This is a genomic window from Kaistella palustris DSM 21579 (assembly GCF_000422265.1).
Taxonomy (GTDB): domain Bacteria; phylum Bacteroidota; class Bacteroidia; order Flavobacteriales; family Weeksellaceae; genus Kaistella; species Kaistella palustris.
This window is the reverse complement of record NZ_AULL01000013.1, coordinates 173,613-197,026: the sequence shown is the minus strand read 5'-3', so window position 1 is coordinate 197,026 and position 23,414 is coordinate 173,613. Positions and strand designations below refer to the sequence as shown.

The following is a 23,414-nucleotide window of genomic DNA, read 5'->3' as shown; positions in this document are numbered from 1 at the left end:
TTACAAAAAAATCATCGATGATTACAAGTGATATATTGATTATAGGAGCAGGTCCTACGGGTCTTTTTGCAGTTTTTGAAGCCGGTCTACTGAAGTTAAAATGCCATCTGATCGACGCACTTCCGCAGGCGGGCGGTCAGCTTACCGAACTTTATCCCAAAAAACCTATTTTCGATATTCCGGGTTTCCCTTCGATCAACGCAGGCGAACTTGTTGATAATTTAATGGAGCAGATCAAGCAGTTTCAACCCGGATTTACTTTGGGAGAAACCGCAGAAACCCTGAAAAAGCTTGACGACGGAACATTTGAAGTCATCACCAACAAAGGTACGGTGCATCATGCGAAAGCTGTAGCAATCGCGGGCGGCTTAGGCACTTTCGAACCACGCAAACCAAGTCTGGAAAATCTTGCAGATTATGAAGAAAACGGTGTAGAATACTTTATTAAAGAACCTGAACATTTCCGAAACAAAAAAGTAGTGATCGCCGGTGGTGGAGATTCAGCTTTAGACTGGAGCATCTTTCTCGCGGAGATCGCAAGTGAGGTGACTTTAATACACCGCCGAAATGAATTTCGTGGCGCGCTGGATTCTGTAGAAAAAGTGCAGGCGCTGAAAGACCAGGGAAAAATTACCATGATGACTCCTGCCGAGGTTGTAGGTTTGAAAGGAGAAGGCAAACTAACCGCGATCACCGTAGAAAAAGAAGGTGAAACCTTCGATCTGGAAACCGACTACTTTATTCCGCTTTTCGGACTTACACCAAAACTCGGCGCTCTGGCCGACTGGGGACTTGAGATCCAGAAAAATGCGATCGTTGTAAATAATGCACTGGATTATCAGACAAACATTCCCGGCGTGTATGCGATCGGAGATATCAATACCTATCCCGGCAAGCTGAAGCTGATTCTGTGCGGTTTCCACGAAGCTACATTAATGTGCCAAAGTGTCTACAATATGTTGAATCCCGGCAAAAAATTCGTCTTAAAATATACCACAGTAAGTGGCGTCGACGGTTTCGACGGTACACGGAAAGAAGCCGAAAAAGCAGTTGTTAAAAAAATCGACTAAGATCTGAAAGCCCAAACCATTAGAACGGAAAAAATGCAGGATATACATATAAAAATTACAGACCGGAACGGCGAAACACACGATGTGATTGCGCCCACAGATATGTCGATGAATTTGATGGAGGTTATTCGCTCCTACGAATTAGCTGACGAAGGCACAATTGGCGTTTGCGGAGGAATGGCCATGTGCGCGTCCTGCCAGGTTTACATCAATGACGGTGCAGATAAACTGCAGGAAATGGGCGATGAGGAAGATGCTATGCTTTCGGAAGCTTTTCATGTACAAAGCAATTCCCGCTTAGGCTGCCAGATCCATATCTCAGAGGAAATTGATGGTCTGGAAGTCGCAATCGCTCCATATCCATAAACAGAAAATTACGCTGAATATCTTTGAAGATCATTTGACCTTTCTGAGTCGCAGATAATATTTGCGGCTTTTTTTATAAATAAACTTTTAATTAATTAAAATTAAAATAACTGAATCGGCTTTTTTTTATGAAAATTTTCCTCATGAGCGGCTGCAATCATGAATATTGTTGCGTAACTTAGCTGGTATAACAAATTTTAGCGTAGTGATTTACCGCGTTTTTCATCCCTGCCCCGAACTTTCAGATGTCGTAGAATATTACTGGTATTCAAAGGTCGATCTGGAAAATGCTGCCGTTCAGTTGTACGCGACTCCTTTACTTCAGGGCATGGCGTTCAATTTTAAACAGCAGTCAGAACATCATGAATATAACGGACAAACAGTTACACTTTCGAAGCAGGCTTATATCTTTGGGCAGCCAACCTGTCCGCGGGTAATCACAACCAGTGAAAAAGGCGTTGACATTATCGGTGTGAAATTCAAAGCACTTGGGATTTCAAAGATTACAGGTATTAATATGGAACACATGGCGGATCAGATTATTGCCGCTGAAGATATCTGGCCGGTAGGATTTGATTTTTTGTGTGATGAAATGCAGTCTGCGCCGTCACTCGAAGCCACCGTCGAGGTACTCGAAAAATTCCTATGCCGCGAAATGTATAAAACTTCCGTTCATTACAGGATCCAGAACGCACAGAATGCGGTTGCACTGATCACCGGTTCCTGCGGCCAGCTCGAAATTGCCGATGTGCAGAACATGACAAATACCTCAAGAAAAACTTTGGAGCGGGCATTCCTTAATTATCTTGGCCTTACGCCTAAATTTTATGCGCGTATTATCCGCTTTAATGCGCTTAAAGAATATCTCGTTTCAAATCCACAAAACGAAAGTCTGACTTCCCTCGCGTATGATCACGGATTTTATGACAGTTCCCATTTGTCTGCGGAATTTAAAAGATTCTCCGGATGTACACCCACTGGATTTCTGAAGACATTGCCGCGCGAAGTTTCTCTTACTTAATTACACCTTGCCTTTTTTTCTTCATCAGATAGAAAGCAAAAACTCCTTTTGTCCTTTTTTTCCTATTTCGATGTCTGCCGGAAATCTAATTTTACAGAATGTTACGTCACGGGATTTTTCTTTTAAAAAGATACAAAACGGTATCTCGCGGGAACATTAAATATGACCATCACAGTAAAAACAATTGAAATGAAAAATTTAAAAACGCTCGGTTTTGTCCTTCTGGCAGGAATGTTTAACAAATGTGAAGCAAAGGAAAAAATGATGATTTCTGAAAATGTAGGCTTTCAATCAAAAACAGCAGTTTACGTCGCAACAGCGAAATTATTAATCTTTAAAAGTGCAAAACCAAAACATTCAGTCTTGAAAGGGACTGAGCCGCAGGTTTAAACGCGCAGAACGCCCCGGAAGCCACGACCGGCGTAATACGATTCGGCACCATTGTGATATACGAAAACCGTGTCGTACCGCCGGTCTCCGAAAACAGCACCACCCAGTTTCCGGATATTTTCAGGAGTTTTCAGCCAGCTCGACGTTTTTAGATCGAATTTGCCGACTGTCTGTAAATACCGGTATTCTTCTTCGGTCAACAACTCAACTCCCAAAGCCTCTGTCGCTGTAACCGCATTGCCGGCGGGCTTATTTTCTTTTCTTTTTTCGAGAGCTACCTGGTCGTAACATAGGCTTCGCCGCTGTATCGGACTCTCCGGCACGCAGTCCATGAAAAGATATTCACCTGTATTTCCATCAACTCCCACCACATCGGGTTCGCCACCTGTCTTTTCCATATTTTTCAGCGATTCCAGCTTTTCGGGATATTTTTCGAGTTTCTTTTTAATGTCTTTCCAGCTGAGGTTCGCATGCCGGTTTTTGTTATTTTCAAAACGCGCTTCCAGTAATTGAAGAAGCTCGGTAGAGGAATTTTTATTGGTCATGTTGGAATCATTTAATAGGTTAAAAGTAGTGAATTTCTCTTTTTAGAATCAACATCAGTAAATTTCAAAAGTGAATTGAAAAATAAGTTGCACAAAAATTGATACTTCCTTAACCACAAATAAATATTACAATGGATACAACAGCAGAAAGAGAGCGGAATGTGGGAAATTTACACGGCAAAACAGTCGTTATTACAGGTGGGACAAGCGGCGTAGGACGTGCAGCTGCAGAGGCTTTTGCCCTTGCCGGCTGTAACGTGGTTGTTGCCGCGCGTGGGCAGAAAGGACTTGATGAAACTGTGGCGCTTTGCCACGATCTGGGTGTAGTTGCTCTTGGCGTGCAGACCGATGTGTCAAATGCAGAAGATGTAAAAAATCTCGCCGAGCGCGCGCTCCAGTTTAATGGCCGGATCGACATCTGGGTAAATAACGCCGGCGTGATGGCAAGCGGAAAATTCGAAGATATACCGCTTGAAAGTATGGAGCAGGTCGTGAAAACCAATCTTTTGGGATATATGCACGGCGCGTACGCCGTTCTGCCAATATTTAAAAAACAAAAAGAAGGAATTCTGATCAACAACGTGTCGATAGGCGGTTATATGCCGGCGCCATATTCCACAGCCTATTCAACTACGAAATTTGGGATACGTGGAATGGTCGAAGGATTGCAGGGCGAAGTTTCGGATGAACCAAATATTCATATCGTCGGACTATATCCGGGAATTCAAAGGTCTACCGGAAATATGCATTCGGCGAAATACTCCGGTCTTGATTTTAAAATTCCGCCGTTTTCTACAGACCCGCGTCAGCTTGCCGGTTATATGGTTGAAGCCGCGGTTAATCCGAAGAAAAGTTTCATAACTGACGGTTACGCCGCGGTGATGAAAGTTTTGTACGGTCTTTTCCCGAAAGCAATCATTAATACCGCTTCTGCCGCGATGAGGTTGGTGATGAAAGAAAATGCCACCACGAATACAGATGGAAATGTAAATTATCCCTCTGAAAGTCCGATGAGAATTTATGGCGAAATGGCAGTGCCGGTTCCTTCGAAAAAAACGCAAACCGTTTTGATGATGGGCGTTGGATTAGGTCTGGGATTTCTGCTTACAAAATCATCGAAAAAGAAAAAAAATAAAAATAAAACCAAGCGCGCCGATGCGCGATAAAAGTGAAAACCCTGAAATTCAGGGTTTTTCTTTGTTTAAATTCTTTGTAATCATTTCGCAAATTTGATATGCCCGAATTTTATCCCTATAAAAGTTGTGGCTTTCGCCTTTAATGAGAGTTTCGGGCAGTCTCATACTTTCATACCATTTCTTGTCGGGTTTGTAAGGATCGTTTTCGCCATAGATCAGTTGTGTAACAACGGCAGGCTTTTCAGTTTCTTTCCGAAGTCGGGTAGAGGAGACCGCATAGATATTTCTGCACGATAATCCCTGCAGGCAACTTTTCCACGCCACAGTTCCGCCAATGCTGAAACCCAGAATTGTGCTGGCATTAACTTCAAGTTTTACTAAATTCTCAACAGCTTTGCTAATGCCTCCTTCTGTAAACTGCCCGTGTAATTCGGCTTCGCCGATATTATGTGTGGGAATTTCTGCGAGTACGCGGCAATCGTAATATACAGTCTCGAACAGCGGCTTGAGGATTTCTATATAATATGAAACCCAATCGGATTTCGCTTTTCCCCACATATCAGAAAGTATTATCAGCCGTGGTTTAAAGTTTTTATCCAACATCATCAGGCAATAATTATTTAAATGTACAATTTCATTTTTTGACAGTTGATCAAGCCAAAAAAATTCAAAAAAAAACAAAACGCACCTCACATTTTGTTTTTTATTTCTGAATGTTTATTTCACCGGAATTTCCGCTAAGATCTGTTTTACAAATCCCCAGAATTTCTGTACCGAAGGAATATTTGCTTTCTCGTCGGGCGAGTGCGCGCCGCGGATTGTAGGTCCGAAACTCACCATTTCCATTTCGGGATAATTTGCACCGATAATTCCACATTCCAGACCTGCGTGGCAGGCGACGACCTGTGGCTTCTGGCCAAAATCTTTTTCGTAAATTTTCTCCATCAGTTTCACGATTTCCGAACCGGGTTTTGGTTTCCAGCCGGGATATGAACCACTGAATTCCACTTTCATATCTGCAAGTTCGCATACTGATTTTAACTGTTCTGCCACAGCATATTTAGTGGATTCTACTGAGGAACGGGACAGGTTCATAATCTTTAATGCACCATTGTTCAGTTCTACGCGTGCGACATTATTTGAAGTTTCTACGAGATCGGCCACATCAGGTGACATTCTGTAAACCCCGTTGTGAAGCGACTTCAAAACAAGAATAATTTTTGCAGAATCGTCTTCGGAAATTGCCTTATCGGCAGATGAAAATGTTTCGATATTAATCTGAAGATCCTTCTCGATGTCTGCAAATTCTTCCATTATCGCTCGCCGAAGATTGTTTGCCTCATCCACGAATTCAGCACTATTGCGGACAGAAATCACAGCATTGGCCTCCCGTGGAATGGCATTGCGCAAACCGCCGCCGTCAATCGAGATCAACTGCAGATTCTGTTTTTCAAGTCCGGTGTATAAAAGTCTTCCCAGAATAATGTTCGCATTACCAAAACCTTTGTGAATATCCATGCCGGAGTGCCCACCCTGTAAACCTTTGACCGTAATTTTTATAGTCTGACCTTTGGCTTCTTCCAGGTTATAGGTTTGTGAAGCGGTAACGTCGATTCCACCTGCACAGCCAATGTCGATTTCATCATCTTCTTCAGTATCAAGATTTAAAAGTATTTCCCCTTTTAACTGATGTGGTTTCAGCCCGATCGCACCGGTCATTCCGGTTTCTTCATCAATAGTAAAAAGCGCTTCCAGCGCGGGATGCGGAATATCATTGCTCTCCAGTACGCTCATAATAGTTGCCACACCAATTCCGTTGTCGGCGCCAAGCGTGGTTCCCTTTGCTTTTACCCAGTCACCATCAACTTCCATAGCAATTCCCTGCGTTTCAAAATCAAAATCTATATCGCTGTTTTTTTGGCAAACCATATCCAGGTGTGACTGCATTACGATGGGTTTTCTGTTTTCCATTCCCTGTGTGGCGGGTTTTCTGATGATCACATTTCCCACTTCGTCAACCGTAGTTTCCAGATTCAAATTTTCGCCAAAATTCCTAATGAATTCAATTACCTTTTCTTCTTTTTTCGAAGGTCGCGGAACGCTGTTCAGGGCGGCGAAATTCTTCCAGATTATCTGAGGTTCTAAGTTTGCTAATTCCATTTTAAAATTTATTTATCTCAAAAATACGAATAAAAAAACGCTCCCAAAATATTCGGCAGCGTAATCTAAAAATTTTAGGAATACATTAACACCCGCATTCACCGTAGATTGGTGTCACGGTTTTTTCACCTGTTTTATTTTCTACCGTCATTGTTCCCTGAAACATCATTACTTCTCCGAGTTCTTTTACTTTCTGACCGGTAATGGAAATGGTAAAGTCACTGTTTTTAATTGTTTTGCTGAAGTTTTCGGGATCGAAGTCGCCTTCCTTCATTTCAAACTTTATCATTTTTCCGTTGGTCTTTATAAAAGCATTATTACCGTAATCATCAATATAAATATATTTTTCATCGTCGAAATCTGCTTTATTAGCAGAAAAATAACATGAACAGCCATTAACTTCGGGGGGAAATGCAAAAGTCTCCAGATGGATCTGATTCGGGATTTCGCCAGCAGAAACAGTTCCGGAATCAGTTTTAAGTGAAAGGGAATCCTGAGCTGTTTTCAATCCGGATGTATTTCCATCTTTTTGGCAGGAGATAATAAATATAAGAGTCGTAATAAGCACAAGTTTTTTCATAAAAATATCCTATTAATTTTTAACCGCGGGAACGTTCCAGCAGCACCATCATCAGTAAACTCAATACCACCAAGGTTTCATCTTCATCATCAATATCAATCAGCCGGTCTAACTGAAATCTTCTTCCAATAAGTGACGGCATTTTTTTCAGTCTGAAAAATTCTTTTCCGTTCCTGTCTTTAACGGTGTACGAAGGATTGAGGAAATATCCGGTAAACATACCAAGCACCGGGATTTCGCCAATAAATCCATCCAGAACTTTCACCCAGGCGTTATCCTCATTCACTTCAAATTTGAACTGATCATTTTCATCGAGAATTTCATAATGAGATTTCCAAAGTGAGCGCATACCTTTACGCGCCATTCTGCCGAACTTTTTATCATTTACAACATCTGTGAGCGAATAAGAAGCGTTAAAATCGATCCATTGGTTGGCCTGAATGCGGAACAGCTCCTGCGTGCGGCTTTCATTTTGGAAAACAATTACATACTCCTTCAGTCGGAACATTTTCTGCCGCACATAAGCAACGTAATTACCGTTCCTGTCGGTTATATTGAAGTCGCTGGAAAGGGTAGTGATCTTAAACTTGAAATCGAGCGGGTAATTTAGATTTTGCAGAGCCATGGTTTTATTTCCGTAAAGATAGGGAAATGATACAATTTGGTTTTCACTATTTTGAACTTTCCCTGCGGTACTTTATCTTTGCGCAATGGATTATCCGAGTAGAGTTTTAGCAAAAGCGGTTGAAGAAATTTCCGGCCTGCCGGGCATCGGCAAGAAATCTGCTTTACGGCTCGCGCTGCACCTTCTGAAACAGCCGCAAAGCCAGGCACTCACTTTGGGAGATTCGCTAAAGAAACTTGTGACCGAAATTCAGTACTGCGCCGATTGTCATAACTTTTCCGATTCCGAAATTTGTGAGATCTGCTCGAACCCAAAAAGAAATCCTGAGATTTTATGCGTGGTTGAAGATGTACGCGATGTAATGGCGATTGAAAATACAGGAAAATTCCGTGGAAAATACTTGGTCCTCGGTGGTAAGATATCGCCAATGGAAGGAATTGGTCCGAACCAGCTGAACATTTCGTCGATCGAAAAAAAACTCGCTGCAGGTGAGATAAAAGAGTTGATCTTTGCGCTCAGCGCCACCATGGAGGGCGATACGACCGCTTACTATATTTACCGCAAGTTCAAGAACGCAGACGTTAACTTCTCCACCATTGCTCGTGGAATCTCCGTTGGCGATGAACTGGAATATGCCGACGAAATTTCCCTCGGCCGCTCGATTCAAAACCGTTTACCTTATAACGAGAAAGATTAAGCGCCGCGGCGAAGTTTTTCCTATTTTAGCACTGAATTTTTTATAAAAGTTTTCTGCGCATGATTTCCGTAATTATTCCTGTTTATAATGCTGAAGAAAGTATTTTGCGTGCTTTGAATTCCGTCAAAAATCAGACTGCTGCTGAAAGCTTTGAAATTATTACTGTTAATGATGGTTCCACGGATAAAAGCCGGCAGATCATTGAAAATTTTAAAGCAGAGAATAAAGACCTAAACCTTATTATTATTGATCAGCAGAACGCAGGAGTTTCCGCTGCAAGAAATGCCGCGATGAAAATTGCAAAAGGTTCCCACCTTGCCTTTCTGGATGCTGATGACGAATGGCTGCCGGAAAAAACAGCGAAACAAATGCACATTTTCCACAATGCAGGTTTCCCTGTCGATTTTTTGGCAACAAGACGTGTGAATCATGTGCTGAAATATCCTTACACCGATTTCAGAAATAATTTATCTGCAGTTACTTTTCGTAAATTGATGTTCAGAAATGAAGCGCAGCCCTCCACTGTAATTTTAAAACGGGAAATTTTAGACAACACAGGTTATTTTGATGGCGGCCAGAAGTACGGAGAGGACATAAATTACTGGCTGAAAATTTCTGAGAAAGATAAGATGTATATCTTAAATGAAGAATTGGTTTTTGCGGGCGGCGGAAAAAGATCTTTCGGCATTTCCGGTCTGTCGGCCAATTTAAAGGAAATGGAAAAAGGATTTCAGAAAAATCTGCGCGAAATGTTACGGTTAAATAGGATTTCAAAAACAGAATATCATTGCTATCGGTTTTTTTATCAGTTAAAATATGTGGCGAGAGTTTGCCGCCATAAATATTTAAAACAAAAGGGAAAATGAAGTTATCGGTCATTATCGTGAATTATAACGTCACAGAATTGTTGCGGAAATGCCTGCTATCTATTGAAAATTATGTGATCAATATTGATTATGAAGTAATTATCATTGATAACGATTCGCCGGATAAATCCTGGAAAACATTAATAAAGGAATTCCCGCGCTTTAGGTTTATAGCAGCCGATAAAAATGAGGGATTTGCTGTGGCTAATAACAAAGCCGTGCGCGAAGCCCGTGGCGAGTACATTCTTCTGCTGAATCCTGATACCGAATTTGAAAAGCCAGATCTTGCCGCTGTGATTAATTTTGCCGACACTCAGGTAAATCTGGGTTGTCTGGGTGTGCGAATGCATGATTCCAAGGGCAGGTTCCTGGCGGAAAGCAAAAGATCGGTGCCGGATATGTTTAACTCATTTGAAAAGTTATTTACCAATTTCAGGAAAAATACCGCCAAATCGTATTACCGAAACGACATTGATGAATATGAAATCGCGAGAGTGGAAATCATCACCGGCGCATTCCTTTTAATGAAGAAAAAACTTTACCAGGAGATCGGAGGTTTGGATGAGCGCTACTTTATGTACGGAGAAGACATTGATTTGTGCTACACCTTGCTGCGCAGAAAGTATCAGAACTGGTATTACGGCAAAACTTCCATCCTTCATCATAAGGGTGAATGCACGGTTAAGGATTTTGTGTATCTGGAACGGTTCTACGGGGCGATGCAGATTTTTATTGATAAATATTATAAAAAGCCGAAACCACTTCAGCACAGTTTTTTGTCCGCCGGTCTGAAGGTAAGGCACCGAATGGAACGAAATAAAATAAAAAGAGGTTCAAAATAATGAACCTCTTTTTTATTTTCGTTAAAAAACTCTATGCTTAATTTGCTGCGGGAGCAGGCATTGTAGCTGCCGGATTGTTGGTAGCCGGAGCGGTTTGCGGTGCCGGAGCTTCCTGTCTTGCCGGTGCACCCTTCACAGGTGTGATCGGCTTCGCAGTTAAAATAACACTCACCAAAATCAGAACCACAATGATCGCGCCTAAACTCCAGGTCGCTTTCTCCATAAAGTCGTTGGTACGCTGTACACCGAACTGGGCTGAAGAAGTTCCGCCAAAAGTTCCGGAAAGACCGCCGCCTTTTGGATTTTGTGCCATAACCATTACGATGAGCAGAAGGCTCGCAATCATGATCAGGATCATGAATAAGGTAAATATTGTATTCATTTTTTATTTCAGAGTTTTCGAAGTGCAAATATAACTATTTAAAATTATTCCAAAGCAAAAAGGTGGGGTAAAATATTAAAAATCTGCAGGGAAATTCAGGATATACGTTCATTAATTCAAAAAATACCGAGCAGTTGAGTGTGCCGTTGTATTATCTTTTGAGAAGTCTTCTGAAAAAAAATCTCTAAAAATTTACGTAAATTTACGCCAACTTTTTTGTACTTATGGATTATTTGAAAGGATTAAATGAAGCGCAATATGACGCCGTAACCACGCTCGAAGGGCCGCTGATGGTTCTCGCCGGCGCGGGTTCGGGCAAAACCCGTGTGCTGACCATGCGCATCGCCCATTTGATTACCAACCTCGTGGATCCCTTCAATATTCTGGCGCTCACCTTTACCAATAAAGCCGCAAAGGAAATGAAGAGCCGTATTGCAAAAGTGGTGGGTGACAGTGAAGCCCGAAGTTTGTGGATGGGAACTTTCCACTCTGTGTTTGCCAGAATTCTTCGCAGTGAAGCGCATTACCTGGGTTTTCCTTCGAACTTTACGATTTACGATTCGCAGGATTCGCTGAACGTGCTGAAGAAAGTATTAAAAGAAATGAATATTGATGCGGATCTGTACAAACCTAAAAAAGTGCTCGCCCGCATTTCAAATTACAAAAATAATCTCATTACCGTAAAGGCCTACTTTAATAATCCGGAGCTCATCGAATCTGATGAAAGGGCCAATATGAAGCATATCGGCGCGATTTATCAGAAATATGTAGAGGCCTGCTACAAAAATGGAGCGATGGATTTTGATGATCTTTTGTTAAAGACAAATGAACTGCTCACGCGTTTTCCGGAAGTTCTTGCCAAATATCAGGATCGTTTTCGGTACATTTTGGTCGATGAGTACCAGGATACCAACCATTCCCAGTATCTGATCGTTAAAGCCTTAGCCTCCAAATTTGAAAATATTTGCGTGGTGGGCGATGATGCGCAGTCAATCTACTCTTTCCGGGGCGCAAATATTTTCAATATCTTAAACTTTAAAAAAGATTATCCCGATGCGAAAACTGTTTCGCTGGAACAGAATTACCGCTCAACCCAGAATATTGTAAACGCTGCAAATGTGGTGATTGCGAAAAATGTGCAGCAGTTTAAGAAAAATGTATTCAGCGAAAATGAAGAGGGCGAGAAAATTAAAGTTTACCGTTCACTTTCCGATGCCGACGAGGCCAACTTTGTAGCCTCAAATATTTGGGAACAGCACAATTCGCTGCAAAGAAAATTTACAGATTTTGCCATTTTGTACCGCACCAATTCCCAGACACGTGCCTTTGAAGATGCCCTGCGCCGCAAGAATATTCCGTACCGCGTATTTGGCGGTCTCTCATTTTATCAGCGTAAAGAGGTAAAAGACCTGGTAGCTTACCTGCGGCTTTTGGTGAATGAAAATGACAGCGAAGCGCTCTTCCGCGTAATCAACTATCCCGCCCGGGGAATCGGTGAAACCACTCAAAATAAACTGATCGTTTTTGCAGGCTCCCAAAACATTACCGTTACACAGGTATTGGGTAACCTCGGTTTTTACGCGCCGAATCTGAACCTGAACAACGGTATCCTCACGAAACTTGCAGACTTCTGGGCGATGATCAAAGCGTTTCAGGTCATGTTGAAAGAGGAAAACGCCTACAATGTCGGAATGGAAGTGGCGAAACGCACTGGCCTGATAAAATTCCTGAAAGACGACCAAACACCGGAAGGTATCTCGCGTGTTGAAAATATTCAGGAACTGATGAACTCCATGCAGGGATTTATTGAGGAGCAGCAGCAGATAGAAGACGGCGATCCGTCGCTCTCAAACTTTCTGGAAAATATTGCGCTTTCCGCCGATACGCAAACCGATAAGAACGATGATGGCGACAAAGTTTCACTTATGACCATTCACCTTTCCAAAGGTCTGGAGTTTCCCGTGGTTCACCTCGTTGGTCTGGAGGAAAATCTTTTTCCGAGTTTTATGAGTTCCTCAACCCGCGAAGAGGTGGAAGAGGAGCGCAGGTTGTTTTATGTGGCGCTGACACGTGCAGAGAAGCAGGCATTTTTTACCTACGCAGTTTCGCGTTTTCAGTGGGGCAAAATTACCGATGCGGAACCTTCGCGATTTCTCAGCGAAGTTGACGCCGAGTACCTCGAATTTATAAATCCTGCGGTTGAAAGCCGTTATGTAAACCATTCCGGAATTACCTCCAACATTTTTGATGATCTGCCCAGCGAACCGCGCTTTTATAAAAAGAAAGACGAAAAGAAAACCATACAGCGAAACGAGCCGTTGCAGGTTCCTCAGAACTTAAAACCTGTATCTACCGCTAAAATCATCAACCCAAGCGGCAATTCCTCTCAGGATATTGAGGTCGGCGATCAGGTGCGGCACGACAGGTTTGGCGTAGGCGAAGTGATTTTTTTAGATGGTACCGACCCGCAAAACATTAAAGCAAAAGTGAAGTTTCAGCATGAAGGCGAGAAAAATCTTATTCTGAAGTTTGCAAAACTCACCAAGATTTAAAACCGAAATAAAAGGGTAAATCATTTAAGTAATAGCTTTTTAAACAGACAAAAGTTTAAAGTTTTTTACTGACTCATAAGCCGTTGCGTGAGTTTTTTTTTGTTAATGAAAATCTGCTGCGACAGAAAAAGTTATTTTACCAGTTCCTCAAACAGTCTCTCAAAAGTTTGGTCCAGGTTTTTGGTTTTCCCCGGATGTGGCCGCGAAGTTTGGACCACAGAACTGCGAACAGCCGTCAGCCAGCGGAAACGCTCCGGAATATCGAGCTGTGCAATTTCGCCGGCGTTTTTTTCACCGTTTGCTACTTTTTGGAAGCTGTCAACATTCTGCGCAATGTCTTCAAAATCCATTTTACTTTGCAGGAGCGTGAACTTTTCGTGACACACATGAAACTGAATTCGGATATATTTTTCTTTCTTCGAAAACATGACGAGTCCTATGTTGAAGAATTCTTCTCTTTCAACCTTTGGAACCAGGCGTACTACCGCATACTCGTATAATTTATCCTCTTGCATCCTGAGCTTCTTTTATAAATATGGCAGAATTCTGCAGCCGTGTTGTTAAAAACTGATAGTATATTTCCCGGATCTCATTCGGCGATTCGTCGGCGTCGTTCCAGTGCAGCCAGTCTTCCGGAAGCAGATTGACGAGCTTACGGAAAAACTCGTCTGTCAATACCTCTTTTGCAAAGCGGTCCGCTTCGTTGAGTTCCGTAGCCTGCGCCAGCAGCACATGGTCTTTTATATATTTAAAAGGCGTTTTCGCTGCAGCATCGAAATTCTGCCAGGAATGGTGAAAATAAAACGAAGCACCATTGTCGATGATCCACAGTTCCTTGTGCCACATCAGCAGATTGGTATTCTTAAAGGTTCGGTCGATATTAGTGATAAAAGCATCCAGCCATACGATCTTTGACGCCAACAATGGATCAACTTTTACAGAAGAGTCATACGCGATGGCACCGGAAAGAAAATGAAGACCTAAATTCAAACCTTCAGAAAACTTCAGCAGGTCCTGAATTTCTTCATCAGCCTCGGTACGGCCAAAGTCCACATCTAGGTTTGCAAAAACAAGTTCGGGGATCTGTAAGCCAAGCCGGTGGGCGATCATACCGCCAAGCAATTCAGAAATAAGCATTTTCACGCCGTGACCCGCGCCGCGGAACTTCAATACATATTTGAAATCGTCGTCGGCCTCTGCCAAAGCCGGCAGTGAACCGCCCTCGCGCAGCGGCAGAATGTAGCGCATGACCGTGACCGTGCGCAATGATAAATCATCCATAGGGTACAAAAATAACCATTAATGTGAAGAAAAGAATAAAAATTGTGTTCAAAGAAGGACCGAAAATATTTTAAACCGTACGTGAAATTGTTGATTTGCTACTTTTTATTTTTAAAGTTTTCATCTTTGAACATGATATTGTACACAAGATAAAGGCCGAGACCAATGGCGATCAAAAAGAAAATAAAAGGCAGGATCCCATAACCGAGAATAGAGTAGGTGGATGGAATCCGCATGAGGATCGCCGCTCCGATAATCATGGCGGCAATGATAAGACCTGAAGTAATTCTGTTGGCCACTTTTTGGAAACCGTCGGTCAGGCGTTTTTCATCAAGCGCGTGGATTTTGAGCTCGAATTCGCTGTTGGCAAGTTTCTCGGTAATTTTATTAAGTCGAGAGGGCAGGTTTTCGAGAAGCTTCTTATTTTCCAGAAGGAAGCCGTAAGCGTTTTCGGGCCGCAGATCACGTTTCATTTTTCTGTTCACCATTTCCTCCATGAAACGCCTGATCGCTTGCTGCAGATCATATTCCGGTGTAAGTACGGCCACTATCTGATCGAGGTTCAGCAGAATCTTCCCCAGAATATTGAGTTCCACGGCAAGCTTTATTCCCTGATCTGTAGCAATTTTATTCATTTGAAGTACCACCCTTCCCGACTGCATTTCGGCGGCGGCCGTAGAGTTGCTTTCCAAGACCAGGCGGTTAATATTTTTTCTGAATTCCTCAAGGTTGGCAGTGTTTTGGTCATATTCGCCCATTTCCAGCAGCGCATCAGTCATCGCATCTCCGTCTCTTTTGCTCATCGCGACCAGGAGCATCATAATTTTTTCGGTGAGTGTTGGGCTGAACTTGGCCACCATTCCCAGATCCATTATTGCAAAACGGTTGTCTGCCGTAAGATGAATATTTCCCGGATGTGGATCTGCATGCGCAAAACCATCAACAATGATCTGCTGCATATATGCCTCTACAAACTCATCAACCAGTGGTGTGAAATCGCTTTCCATTTTTCGCAGATTTCCCAGAGAGGTAATTTTCTTACCTTCCACAAAATCCATCGTAAGCACTTTCGGAGATGAATATTCGGCAACAGGCGCAGGAATAATCAGTTTGTGGTATCTGTTCAGGTTTTCTTTTAATGTTTTCAGGTTGTAAAACTCCTTGGTATAATCCAGCTCATTAAGTAAAATATAGCGCAACTCTTCTACCAGTTCCTCAAGCGCATATTTCCGGGCTTCCTTGGAATGTTTTACTGCACAAGCCGCCATTTCCTTTAAGGTATCCAGATCATCGAAAAAATCCTTCCGCACGCCGGGACGCTGAATCTTAACCGCTACCACGCGGCCCGAATGTAAAACAGCTTTATGTACCTGACCAATGGAAGCGCTTGCAAGGGGTATTTTATCGAAATCCAGAAAAGCTTTGTTTATCCGTACGCCAATTTCCTGCTCGAATATTTTTTCAACCTCATCAAAAGAAATCGTTTCTACATCATCCTGCAGGTCAGCCAGCGCGTTTAAAAAAGGTTCGGGAAGAAGGTCCGGCCGAGTGGATAAAAGCTGGCCAAGTTTAATATAAGTAGGACCCATTTTTTTGAGGTCAGCCACAAGTTCTTCAGGTTTATCTTCAAAATCACCGGTTAAGTCAGCCTCTTCCTGCTCAGGATTTAAAACAGAGCTGGTGGTTGATTTTAGCAGATCGCTGTTGTAATATTTTAGAATAAAAGCAAAAAATTTGCGGTATTTCTCCAGGTTACCTAAATCCATAATTTATTTTTTTCAGGTAAAGGAAAAAACATACCAATCGCGCAGCTGAACGCGGTTGCTTCGCTGAATTTGATTTTAAATGAAATTATTAAAATAAAAAATAAGCACGCTCTAGTCGTTGTGATACGGCTTTCCCTGCAGGATCTGATCGGCACGGTAAAGCTGTTCCATAAAAAAAAGGCGGATCATCTGGTGCGTAAACGTCATTTTTGAAAGCGATATTTTTTCGTTTGCGCGTTCAGTAATTTCCTCGGCAAAACCATAGGCGCCGCCAATCAGTACGGCAATTTTCTTGACCGAGGAATTCATCCAGGATTCTATTTTTAAGGCAAATTCGCGGCTGGTAAAATGTTTTCCGTTCTCATCAAGAAGGATCACAAAATCGGAATTTTCTATTTGATTCAGAAATAATTTTGCTTCTTCTTTTTTAATAAGGTCGGGCGTAAGATTTTTGGCGTTTTTTACATCGGCGATTTCTGTCATCTCAAAATTCCAGTGTTTCGGCAAACGGGTCTGATAATATTTCAGCAGAGCCTGGATCTCGCGGTCATCGGTTTTCCCGATGCATACCAAATTAATTCGCATTTCATATCTTTGTTCTGCAAATATAGATTAATGGGCCTGAAAACTCCTAAATTCCTTCTCAAAATACACAGGTTTCTAGATGATCTACATATTCCTTTCTTAGGGATTTCGCTCTGGAAAATGTTTGAGATTTACGGTCAGGGCGTCTTCAAAATGCAGATCGGCCGTATTGCTGCGAGCATCAGCTGGAGTTTCTTTCTGAGTCTTTTTCCCTTTATCCTGTTTTTACTTTCGCTTTTGCCGTATTTACCGCATTACGACAAGCTTCAATTCTATATTTTCGAAGTCCTGATGCATAATGTTTTTCCTGCGCACATTCAGCAAGATGTGTCCGGTTATATTCATGACTTCATACTTCCAAATATGAAGAACATCAGTAACCTCACCATTATTTTTGCCATGATCTTTGCCGTAAACGGTACGCATTCACTGATCAACGGTTTTAACCTTAATACGAATCTGCGGCGCGGCGTGGTGAAAGAGTATCTGGTGTCGTTCTTTATTACCATAGCCTTTGTGGTGCTGGTAATTGCTTCGCTTTTAGGCGTTTACTACAGTGAGGTTGTGTTAAAACTCTTTACGCCGCAGATCAATATTTCGTGGTTTGTAGATAACATGTCTAAAATTATTGGATTTATTTCGTTTCCGATATTCTACTTTATCCTTCTGGCGCTGTTCTACTGGGTTGGCTGTCTGAAGATCACGACTTTTAAACAGGCCATTCCCGGCGCGATACTTACCACCGTTCTTTTTGTGCTGCTTACGTATTTCTTTGCGATTTATGTGAAGGACTTTGCCCGCTACAATGTTTTGTACGGCTCTATCGGCTCCATTATTTTGGTAATGGTTTGGGTGAACATCAATATTATACTGATTCTTTTGGGTAACGAATTAAATATCGCGATCAAGAAAGTGCGTGTTGAAAAAATGATTGCCGACGAAATGCAGTACAACGCACAGAATCTTAGTACAGATATACTCTCAGATTCAGATAGCGACCGGCATAAAATCGTGATTGAAGAATAGCAGTTTTAAGAAATTATTTAATGTCCGCTTTTTTAGCGCGCATCCTCCGTTTACCCACCGATTTCAAGAGTTTATACCCTGCGATTCCCGATATGCCTGAGGCGACAAGTACCGCGAACTTCGCTTCATCCTGAATTTCCGGATGACCTTTAAAGGAAAGAAGGGCGATAAAAATAGACATTGTAAATCCTATACCGGCGAGCAGTCCCGCACCGATCATCTGCGACCAGCTACTTTGATCGGGAAGCGAACTGATTTTTAACTTTACAGAGATCCAGGAAAACAGATTGATGCCGACCACTTTACCCACCAAAAGCCCGAGAATGATGCCGTACCCGAAATTGGTAAAAAGACCGTCGACCATACCATCTTTAAAGGTGATATTGGTATTTGCAAGGGCGAAAATCGGCATGATCAGAAAGTTTACCGGTAAATGCAGTTTCTGTTCGAGTTTTTCTAAAGGCGAAATTTCCGTCGTAGAGATGTTGGTAGGTATCGTAAAAGCGAGTACTACACCCGCAATTGTCGCATGTACGCCGGAATGATGCATGAAATACCAGAGAAAAATACCCGGCACCAGATAATAAATATGTTTTTGGACCTTCAAAAAATTGAGGGCAACCAGAACTGCTACCGTCACCGCACTGAATCCCAAATAATCCCAGTGGATCTGATCTGTATAAAAAGCGGCTATCACTACAATGGCGCCCAGATCATCTACAATAGCAAGTGCCGCCAGAAACATCTTCAGCGACAGCGGCACTTTTTTGCCAAGCATGGAGATGATTGCTAGTGAAAAGGCGATGTCGGTCGCCATAGGAATCGCCCAGCCTTTCTCATATTCCGTTCCCTGTGTGAAAAGAAAATAAACCAAAGCAGGAACCACCATTCCGCCAACCGCGGCAAATATGGGCAGCGAAGCATTTTTAAAGGAAGAAAGTTCGCCTTCTACGATTTCGCGTTTGATTTCCAGACCTACGAGCAAGAAGAAGATCGCCATCAAACCGTCATTGATCCAGATGCTTAAAGGATAGTTCAGCTGGAAGATATCTGTACCGATATTTTGATCCAGCAGCGCCTGAAATGATTCGCCAAGTGACGAGTTGGCTATAAGCAGGGAAATACCTACCGAAATGATGAGCAGAATCCCCGAGGACTGTGAACTGTGAAGAAATTTGCGAAAATAGTCTGTGATGAGCATAGTTTTGTTTTAAAGGCGGCGGACACGGGAAACTCCGTTGATGTTTTTCAGCTGTTTAAAGGTCTCCTCGAGCTGGTTTCTGTTCTTAACCTCGAGCGTGATGTTTCCCAGGAATATACCGTTGTTGGATTCTATGGACATACTTTTCATATCCATATTCATCGAGTTACTGATGACGGTCGTGATATCATTGATCATTCCCATCCGGTCCAGGCCTTCGATCTCAAACTTGATACGGTTCTTGAAGCTTTCTTCGTTCACCCATTTTGCAGGGAGCACGCGGTAATCATATTGCGCGCGCAGGTTAATCGCGTTCGGGCAGTTGTCGTTATGAACTTTAATACCTTCGGAAATGGTGATGAAACCAAAGATTTTATCTCCCGGAATTACAGTACAGCATTTTGCAAAAGAGTAATTCATTTTTTCCTCATCTTTCCCGAAAACGATCATATCCAGATTGGTTTCCGGACTTTCCACATAAACCTCGTTCTTATTCGGTGACTTTCGGAAACGCTGCATGAAGTTGCTGAACATGCCTTTTCCCTCGTTATATTTTTTTATATCGCTTGTGTCCAGGTTCCCGTTCTGGAAACTCAGGAACAGTTCCTGCGAAGTTTTCAGGTTAAAGAATTTCTGCATTTTATTGATTTCCTCGTCATTAAAATTCAGTTTTGCGTGCCGCATTTTTCGCTGCAGAATTTCCTTTCCTTCTTCTACAAGATGATTTTTTTCTGAGTTAAGGATGGCTTTGATCTTTGATTTCGCCTTTGAGGTTACTACAAAATCCAGCCAGTCCGCCTTAGGTTTTTGGTTTTGCGACGACAGGATATCGACCTGATCACCGTTTTGCAGAATATAAGAAATCGGCACCAGTTTGCCGTTGACTTTGGCACCCAGACATTTTGTTCCAAGATCCGAGTGTACGGAAAAAGCAAAATCCAGGGCGGTGGAACCGATCGGTAAGATCTTGATCTCACCTTTCGGTGTGAATACAAAAACTTCTTTGGAGTAAAGGTTTAGTTTAATATTATCCAGCAGTTCGGTCGTGGAAAGCATTTGCTGGTTTTCCAGAACTTCGCGGATCTCGGTCACCCAGGTTTCAAAATTCTTTTCATCGGAGTTCTGCCGGAAACCCTCTTTGTATTTATAGTGTGCGGCAACGCCTTTCTCGGCGATATCATCCATCCTTTCCGAGCGTATCTGCACTTCGATCCATTTTTTATCCGGCCCCAAAACTGTAAGATGCAGACTTTCATAACCAGTAGACCTTGGCTGTGAAATCCAGTCGCGCATTCGCTGTGGATTGCTGTGGTAGAGGTCTGTGACGATGGAATATATTTTCCAGGCGAGGAATTTTTCATTTTTCGCATCGGATTTATAAATTATTCGGATGGCATAATTATCAAAAACCTCCTCGAAGGTGACGCCTTGTTTCAGCATTTTCCTGTAGATCGAGGAAATTGCTTTTGCACGGCCTTTTATACTCACGTGCAGACCTTCTTCTGCAAGCTGTTCGTTGACTTCTTTTTTAAATTCTTCTACATATTTTTCCCGGCTTTCCTTTGCCAGTTCCAGGCGTTCAGAAATATCGAAATATACTTCCGGGTTGCTGAATTTCAGCGAGAGATCTTCAAGTTCAGATTTAATGTTGTAAAGTCCCAGACGGTGCGCCAGTGGAGCATAAATATACACGGTTTCTGCAGCGATCTTTTTCTGCTTTGGCGGCGTCATACTGTCCAGTGTCCGCATATTGTGCAGCCGGTCGGCGATCTTGATCAGAATTACGCGGAAATCTTCGGAAAGGGTGAGCAAAAGTTTTCGGTAATTCTCAGACTGTACCGAAATATTCTGGTGGTTCATCACCGCGATCTTCGTGAGTCCGTTTACAATGTCTGCGATTTTCTGACCAAATATTTTTTTTAGGTCTTCATAAGTATATTCGGAATCCTCCACCACGTCGTGCAGGAGCGCACAGGCAATAGAACTTGCGCCCAAACCAATTTCGTTCGCGACGATTTTTGCCACTTCGATCGGGTGGTAAATGTAAGGTTCACCGGTTTTGCGGCGCTGATCTTTGTGCGCATCCAGAGCAATATCAAACGCTTTGCGGATGAGCTTGTTCTGCTCCTCGTCTAAAGTGCGGTAAGTGTTTGAAATTAAATCCTTGTAGCGCGCGAGAATTTCCTTGTTTTCCTGTTCTAGATCGTATACCATTTAAAGATGCCAATTATTTCACGAATTTAAGAAAAAAATGCTCAACAGCGGGCAATTACAGAGAAAACCTCAGCTGCAGATAACCACAGGCTGAGGCGATAATAGAGGTGTTTTTAAGATGTGATATACCGTATTTTCTAGTTTTTTCCGAAAAATACTTCCGAGTTTATGCCGCGTGTCTGACCGCGGTGTTTAATGTCCGGCGACGGCATGATCTCCGATTTTGCACGGAGCGAGACAATCCGTCTTAAATACTGCAATGATTCCGCGTCTTTAAATTTTATATTTTCAATGTAATTTTGGGTTACGGCGTCATTAGCATCAAAGATTTTACTTACCATTTCCCGCTGTTCCGGGCCTTTTACCTTCACACTTACCACCAGGCTTTCATCTTCCAGACTGGTGTTGTCTTTAAAGAAGGAGCGCCATATCGAGGTTTTTACTTCCCTCGAAATGGGATGTTCGTGCAAATACATAATATACCCGTCATTACTGATACCTGCATTTTCTAAGTCTTCAGAAATTTTTCTGGACTGGCTTTGGCTTTTAAATAAGCCGGTGATGATTGACGACATAACTTCACATATTTAAATATTCCATACAAATTTTACATAATTATAACGAAGTTTCCAAGTTTTATCTGTTAAAGTTTCGAAATGCAGAATAATACGCACAACATTCAGGTTGCCATCTCTAAAAATATTATTTCGTTATATTTGAAAATAAAAAAAGATGCACAAACTTCTGCCACTATTTTTTCTGGGTGCACAACTTGTTTTCGCGCAGACTGTCAGTCAAAAACTTGACACCGCGACCAAAAATTTGCTTTCAACTTCAGCGGCTTATTCTGCAAATCTTTCCCTGTATGTGGCCGATGAAAGCGGAAATTTTGTATACGAATACCAGGGAAATCAGGGCCTTTCTACAGCATCCACACAAAAGATCTTTACCGCTGCGGCTGCGCTGGCAACTTTGGGCAGCAACTATCAGTATACTACCACTGCATCTTACTCGGGAAATTTAAACAAAGGTGTTCTGACGGGAAATCTGTTTGTAAAATCCAACGGTGATCCTACATTGGGCAGTTGGCGCTACGACGGTTATAAGCCGGAAAACTTTAAGCAAAAATTTATAGAAGCATTTAAAACAGCCGGAATAACGAAGATTTCCGGTGATGTGATCATTGATGATTCTTACTTCGATTTTCAGACCACGCCGGGTGGCTGGCCATGGAACGATATGGGAAATTATTATGGTGCCGGAGTATTTGGCGTGAACTGGCGCGAAAATCAGTTCGATATGTCGATGTACGGCAAAGAAATCAAGGGCTTTAACGTAGCGCTTCCCGGTGTAAATTGGGTGAGTGAGGTGAAAACTGGCGGCAGTTCTGACCAGAGTCTGATTTTTACAGCGCCGTATTCCGAAGTGGCGTATATCAACGGCACGCTTCCCGCGAAAGCTGTCACCGTGTCCGGTGCGACTCCCAATCCACCTTTAACATTGGGTGCAGAAATTGCGAATTGGCTGCAAGAAGCGAATATTGATTTCAGTGGAAAGATAACATCGGTTTCTATGCAGCAGATCAAAGGCGAAAAACTGCAGTTTGCGCCAAAATCGAACATTATTCTGGAATACAAATCGCCCACGCTGGACAAAATTATTTACTGGTTTATGCGTAAAAGTGTGAATTTCTACGGCGAAACTTTAGTGAAAACATTAGGAAAAGAAAAATCGAACACAGGCAGTTTCGAGGCCGGCGTTTCCTATCTGAAAGATTTTTGGAAGGGTAAAGGGATCAACGCATCGATGATTAATTTCGCCGACGGAAGTGGGCTCTCGCCACAAAACTATGTGTCGGCCAGAGCGGAAGTGCAGTCACTTATCTGGAGCAGAAAGCAAACGTGGTTCGCGGATTTTTACGAAGGATTCCCCACGCAGGGAAACGGTATGAAAATGAAAAGCGGAACCATGAAAGATACCAAATCATTTGCGGGCTACCACACCTCGAAGGATGGTAAAAAGTATGTTTTTGCGATTATTATTAATAATTATCAGGGTTCAAATATCAGCGATGCGCTGTATAAGGTGCTCAATGTTTTGAAATAATCC

Annotated in this window: 24 protein-coding genes; 11 read left to right on the top strand and 13 right to left on the bottom strand. The window is 42.4% G+C overall.

Translation table 11 applies throughout. The features are described 5' to 3' along the window. Nucleotides 1–17 precede the first annotated feature (17 nt). The 4 genes from H562_RS0104335 (at nt 18) to H562_RS0104320 (ending at nt 2,847) form a co-directional block, all read left to right on the top strand. On the top strand, nt 18–1,070 hold the full coding sequence (locus H562_RS0104335; RefSeq protein WP_027376385.1) for an NAD(P)/FAD-dependent oxidoreductase: 1,053 nt from the start codon (nt 18–20) through the stop codon (nt 1,068–1,070). A 33-nt stretch (nt 1,071–1,103) separates the two neighbouring features. Further along, on the top strand, nt 1,104–1,436 hold the full coding sequence (locus H562_RS0104330) for a 2Fe-2S iron-sulfur cluster-binding family protein (protein WP_027376384.1): 333 nt from the start codon (nt 1,104–1,106) through the stop codon (nt 1,434–1,436). A 205-nt stretch (nt 1,437–1,641) separates the two neighbouring features. Further along, nucleotides 1,642–2,457, top strand: a complete 816-nt coding sequence (locus H562_RS0104325) for a helix-turn-helix domain-containing protein (protein WP_027376383.1) — start codon at nt 1,642–1,644, stop codon at nt 2,455–2,457. A gap of 189 nt (nt 2,458–2,646) precedes the next feature. Then, entirely contained in the window at nt 2,647–2,847 is a 201-nt protein-coding gene (locus H562_RS0104320; RefSeq protein WP_156831958.1) for a hypothetical protein, read from the top strand. Here H562_RS0104320 and H562_RS0104315 read toward each other — a convergent pair. Then, on the bottom strand, nt 2,844–3,392 hold the full coding sequence (locus H562_RS0104315) for a DUF4256 domain-containing protein (protein WP_027376381.1): 549 nt from the start codon (nt 3,390–3,392) through the stop codon (nt 2,844–2,846). The two genes, H562_RS0104320 and H562_RS0104315, sit on opposite strands and share 4 nt — an antisense overlap. A 131-nt stretch (nt 3,393–3,523) precedes the next feature. Between H562_RS0104315 and H562_RS0104310 the strand changes: the two genes are divergently transcribed. After that, nucleotides 3,524–4,558, top strand: a complete 1,035-nt coding sequence (locus H562_RS0104310) for an SDR family oxidoreductase (RefSeq protein ID WP_051190391.1) — start codon at nt 3,524–3,526, stop codon at nt 4,556–4,558. 18 nt (nt 4,559–4,576) lie between these two features. Here the strand turns inward: H562_RS0104310 and H562_RS0104305 are convergent, their stop codons facing one another. The 4 genes from H562_RS0104305 to H562_RS0104290 form a co-directional block, all read right to left on the bottom strand. Then, on the bottom strand, nt 4,577–5,134 hold the full coding sequence (locus H562_RS0104305; protein ID WP_156831957.1) for an alpha/beta hydrolase: 558 nt from the start codon (nt 5,132–5,134) through the stop codon (nt 4,577–4,579). Between the two features lie 111 nt (nt 5,135–5,245). Next, nucleotides 5,246–6,688 (bottom strand): aminoacyl-histidine dipeptidase, encoded by a 1,443-nt coding sequence (locus H562_RS0104300; protein ID WP_027376378.1) that lies wholly within the window; start codon nt 6,686–6,688, stop codon nt 5,246–5,248. An 85-nt stretch (nt 6,689–6,773) separates the two neighbouring features. Then, nucleotides 6,774–7,268 (bottom strand): hypothetical protein, encoded by a 495-nt coding sequence (locus H562_RS0104295; protein ID WP_027376377.1) that lies wholly within the window; start codon nt 7,266–7,268, stop codon nt 6,774–6,776. Nucleotides 7,269–7,287: 19 nt separating this feature from the next. Further along, nucleotides 7,288–7,893, bottom strand: a complete 606-nt coding sequence (locus H562_RS0104290; protein ID WP_027376376.1) for an LURP-one-related/scramblase family protein — start codon at nt 7,891–7,893, stop codon at nt 7,288–7,290. 85 nt (nt 7,894–7,978) lie between these two features. Between H562_RS0104290 and recR the strand changes: the two genes are divergently transcribed. The 3 genes from recR to H562_RS0104275 are packed head-to-tail and all read left to right on the top strand — an operon-like array spanning nt 7,979 to nt 10,298. After that, nucleotides 7,979–8,590 carry a recombination mediator RecR gene (gene recR / locus H562_RS0104285; protein WP_027376375.1) on the top strand — a complete coding sequence of 204 codons (612 nt, stop codon included), beginning with the start codon at nt 7,979–7,981 and terminating at the stop codon, nt 8,588–8,590. A 59-nt stretch (nt 8,591–8,649) separates the two neighbouring features. Beyond that, complete coding sequence (locus H562_RS14640; RefSeq protein ID WP_034690646.1) at nt 8,650–9,456, top strand: glycosyltransferase family 2 protein; 807 nt, start codon at nt 8,650–8,652, stop codon at nt 9,454–9,456. Beyond that, on the top strand, nt 9,453–10,298 hold the full coding sequence (locus H562_RS0104275; RefSeq protein ID WP_027376374.1) for a glycosyltransferase family 2 protein: 846 nt from the start codon (nt 9,453–9,455) through the stop codon (nt 10,296–10,298). Before H562_RS14640 ends, H562_RS0104275 begins: the two co-directional genes overlap by 4 nt. A gap of 37 nt (nt 10,299–10,335) precedes the next feature. Here the strand turns inward: H562_RS0104275 and secG are convergent, their stop codons facing one another. Next, on the bottom strand, nt 10,336–10,680 hold the full coding sequence (gene secG / locus H562_RS0104270; protein WP_027376373.1) for a preprotein translocase subunit SecG: 345 nt from the start codon (nt 10,678–10,680) through the stop codon (nt 10,336–10,338). A 224-nt stretch (nt 10,681–10,904) separates the two neighbouring features. On the opposite strand from secG, the gene H562_RS0104265 reads away from it, so the two are divergent. After that, entirely contained in the window at nt 10,905–13,232 is a 2,328-nt protein-coding gene (locus H562_RS0104265) for an ATP-dependent helicase (protein ID WP_027376372.1), read from the top strand. A 131-nt stretch (nt 13,233–13,363) separates the two neighbouring features. Here H562_RS0104265 and H562_RS0104260 read toward each other — a convergent pair whose 3' ends face one another. From H562_RS0104260 to H562_RS0104245, 4 genes are all read right to left on the bottom strand, one after another. Beyond that, entirely contained in the window at nt 13,364–13,747 is a 384-nt protein-coding gene (locus H562_RS0104260; RefSeq protein ID WP_027376371.1) for a DUF3037 domain-containing protein, read from the bottom strand. Further along, the gene (locus H562_RS0104255; protein ID WP_027376370.1) at nt 13,734–14,513 is read right to left on the bottom strand and encodes a HipA family kinase; all 780 of its coding nucleotides are present in this window, start codon (nt 14,511–14,513) and stop codon (nt 13,734–13,736) included. Before H562_RS0104255 ends, H562_RS0104260 begins: the two co-directional genes overlap by 14 nt. 98 nt (nt 14,514–14,611) lie before the next feature. Then, a complete protein-coding gene (locus H562_RS0104250) occupies nt 14,612–16,279 on the bottom strand; it encodes an ABC1 kinase family protein (RefSeq protein ID WP_027376369.1) in 1,668 nt (555 codons plus the stop codon). A gap of 111 nt (nt 16,280–16,390) precedes the next feature. Then, nucleotides 16,391–16,864, bottom strand: coding sequence for a 23S rRNA (pseudouridine(1915)-N(3))-methyltransferase RlmH (locus tag H562_RS0104245; RefSeq protein WP_027376368.1), 474 nt, complete (start codon nt 16,862–16,864; stop codon nt 16,391–16,393). 30 nt (nt 16,865–16,894) lie between these two features. Here H562_RS0104245 and H562_RS14635 point away from each other — a divergent pair, with 30 nt between their 5' ends. Continuing rightward, entirely contained in the window at nt 16,895–17,890 is a 996-nt protein-coding gene (locus H562_RS14635; protein ID WP_051190390.1) for a YihY/virulence factor BrkB family protein, read from the top strand. 13 nt (nt 17,891–17,903) lie between these two features. On the opposite strand, the gene nhaA is transcribed toward H562_RS14635, so the two are convergent. The 3 genes from nhaA to H562_RS0104225 form a co-directional block, all read right to left on the bottom strand. Then, the gene (gene nhaA / locus H562_RS0104235) at nt 17,904–19,091 is read right to left on the bottom strand and encodes a Na+/H+ antiporter NhaA (RefSeq protein ID WP_027376367.1); all 1,188 of its coding nucleotides are present in this window, start codon (nt 19,089–19,091) and stop codon (nt 17,904–17,906) included. A gap of 9 nt (nt 19,092–19,100) precedes the next feature. Next, the gene (locus H562_RS0104230) at nt 19,101–21,305 is read right to left on the bottom strand and encodes a RelA/SpoT family protein (RefSeq protein ID WP_027376366.1); all 2,205 of its coding nucleotides are present in this window, start codon (nt 21,303–21,305) and stop codon (nt 19,101–19,103) included. Nucleotides 21,306–21,442: 137 nt separating this feature from the next. Continuing rightward, nucleotides 21,443–21,880 (bottom strand): hypothetical protein, encoded by a 438-nt coding sequence (locus H562_RS0104225; protein ID WP_027376365.1) that lies wholly within the window; start codon nt 21,878–21,880, stop codon nt 21,443–21,445. A gap of 157 nt (nt 21,881–22,037) precedes the next feature. Here H562_RS0104225 and dacB point away from each other — a divergent pair, with 157 nt between their 5' ends. Continuing rightward, a complete protein-coding gene (dacB, locus tag H562_RS0104220) occupies nt 22,038–23,411 on the top strand; it encodes a D-alanyl-D-alanine carboxypeptidase/D-alanyl-D-alanine endopeptidase (RefSeq protein ID WP_027376364.1) in 1,374 nt (457 codons plus the stop codon). Nucleotides 23,412–23,414 lie beyond the last annotated feature (3 nt).

Bases quoted from the DNA above. Each gene is read 5' to 3' on its own strand.
- H562_RS0104335 (WP_027376385.1), top strand. From the start codon at position 18: ATGATTACAAGTGATATATTGATTATAGGAGCAGGTCCTACGGGTCTT.
- H562_RS0104330 (WP_027376384.1), top strand. From the start codon at position 1,104: ATGCAGGATATACATATAAAAATTACAGACCGGAACGGCGAAACACAC.
- H562_RS0104320 (WP_156831958.1), top strand. From the start codon at position 2,647: ATGAAAAATTTAAAAACGCTCGGTTTTGTCCTTCTGGCAGGAATGTTT.
- H562_RS0104315 (WP_027376381.1), bottom strand. From the start codon at position 3,392: ATGACCAATAAAAATTCCTCTACCGAGCTTCTTCAATTACTGGAAGCG.
- H562_RS0104310 (WP_051190391.1), top strand. From the start codon at position 3,524: ATGGATACAACAGCAGAAAGAGAGCGGAATGTGGGAAATTTACACGGC.
- H562_RS0104305 (WP_156831957.1), bottom strand. From the start codon at position 5,134: ATGATGTTGGATAAAAACTTTAAACCACGGCTGATAATACTTTCTGAT.
- H562_RS0104300 (WP_027376378.1), bottom strand. From the start codon at position 6,688: ATGGAATTAGCAAACTTAGAACCTCAGATAATCTGGAAGAATTTCGCC.
- H562_RS0104295 (WP_027376377.1), bottom strand. From the start codon at position 7,268: ATGAAAAAACTTGTGCTTATTACGACTCTTATATTTATTATCTCCTGC.
- H562_RS0104290 (WP_027376376.1), bottom strand. From the start codon at position 7,893: ATGGCTCTGCAAAATCTAAATTACCCGCTCGATTTCAAGTTTAAGATC.
- recR (WP_027376375.1), top strand. From the start codon at position 7,979: ATGGATTATCCGAGTAGAGTTTTAGCAAAAGCGGTTGAAGAAATTTCC.
- H562_RS14640 (WP_034690646.1), top strand. From the start codon at position 8,650: ATGATTTCCGTAATTATTCCTGTTTATAATGCTGAAGAAAGTATTTTG.
- H562_RS0104275 (WP_027376374.1), top strand. From the start codon at position 9,453: ATGAAGTTATCGGTCATTATCGTGAATTATAACGTCACAGAATTGTTG.
- secG (WP_027376373.1), bottom strand. From the start codon at position 10,680: ATGAATACAATATTTACCTTATTCATGATCCTGATCATGATTGCGAGC.
- H562_RS0104265 (WP_027376372.1), top strand. From the start codon at position 10,905: ATGGATTATTTGAAAGGATTAAATGAAGCGCAATATGACGCCGTAACC.
- H562_RS0104260 (WP_027376371.1), bottom strand. From the start codon at position 13,747: ATGCAAGAGGATAAATTATACGAGTATGCGGTAGTACGCCTGGTTCCA.
- H562_RS0104255 (WP_027376370.1), bottom strand. From the start codon at position 14,513: ATGGATGATTTATCATTGCGCACGGTCACGGTCATGCGCTACATTCTG.
- H562_RS0104250 (WP_027376369.1), bottom strand. From the start codon at position 16,279: ATGGATTTAGGTAACCTGGAGAAATACCGCAAATTTTTTGCTTTTATT.
- H562_RS0104245 (WP_027376368.1), bottom strand. From the start codon at position 16,864: ATGCGAATTAATTTGGTATGCATCGGGAAAACCGATGACCGCGAGATC.
- H562_RS14635 (WP_051190390.1), top strand. From the start codon at position 16,895: ATGGGCCTGAAAACTCCTAAATTCCTTCTCAAAATACACAGGTTTCTA.
- nhaA (WP_027376367.1), bottom strand. From the start codon at position 19,091: ATGCTCATCACAGACTATTTTCGCAAATTTCTTCACAGTTCACAGTCC.
- H562_RS0104230 (WP_027376366.1), bottom strand. From the start codon at position 21,305: ATGGTATACGATCTAGAACAGGAAAACAAGGAAATTCTCGCGCGCTAC.
- H562_RS0104225 (WP_027376365.1), bottom strand. From the start codon at position 21,880: ATGTCGTCAATCATCACCGGCTTATTTAAAAGCCAAAGCCAGTCCAGA.
- dacB (WP_027376364.1), top strand. From the start codon at position 22,038: ATGCACAAACTTCTGCCACTATTTTTTCTGGGTGCACAACTTGTTTTC.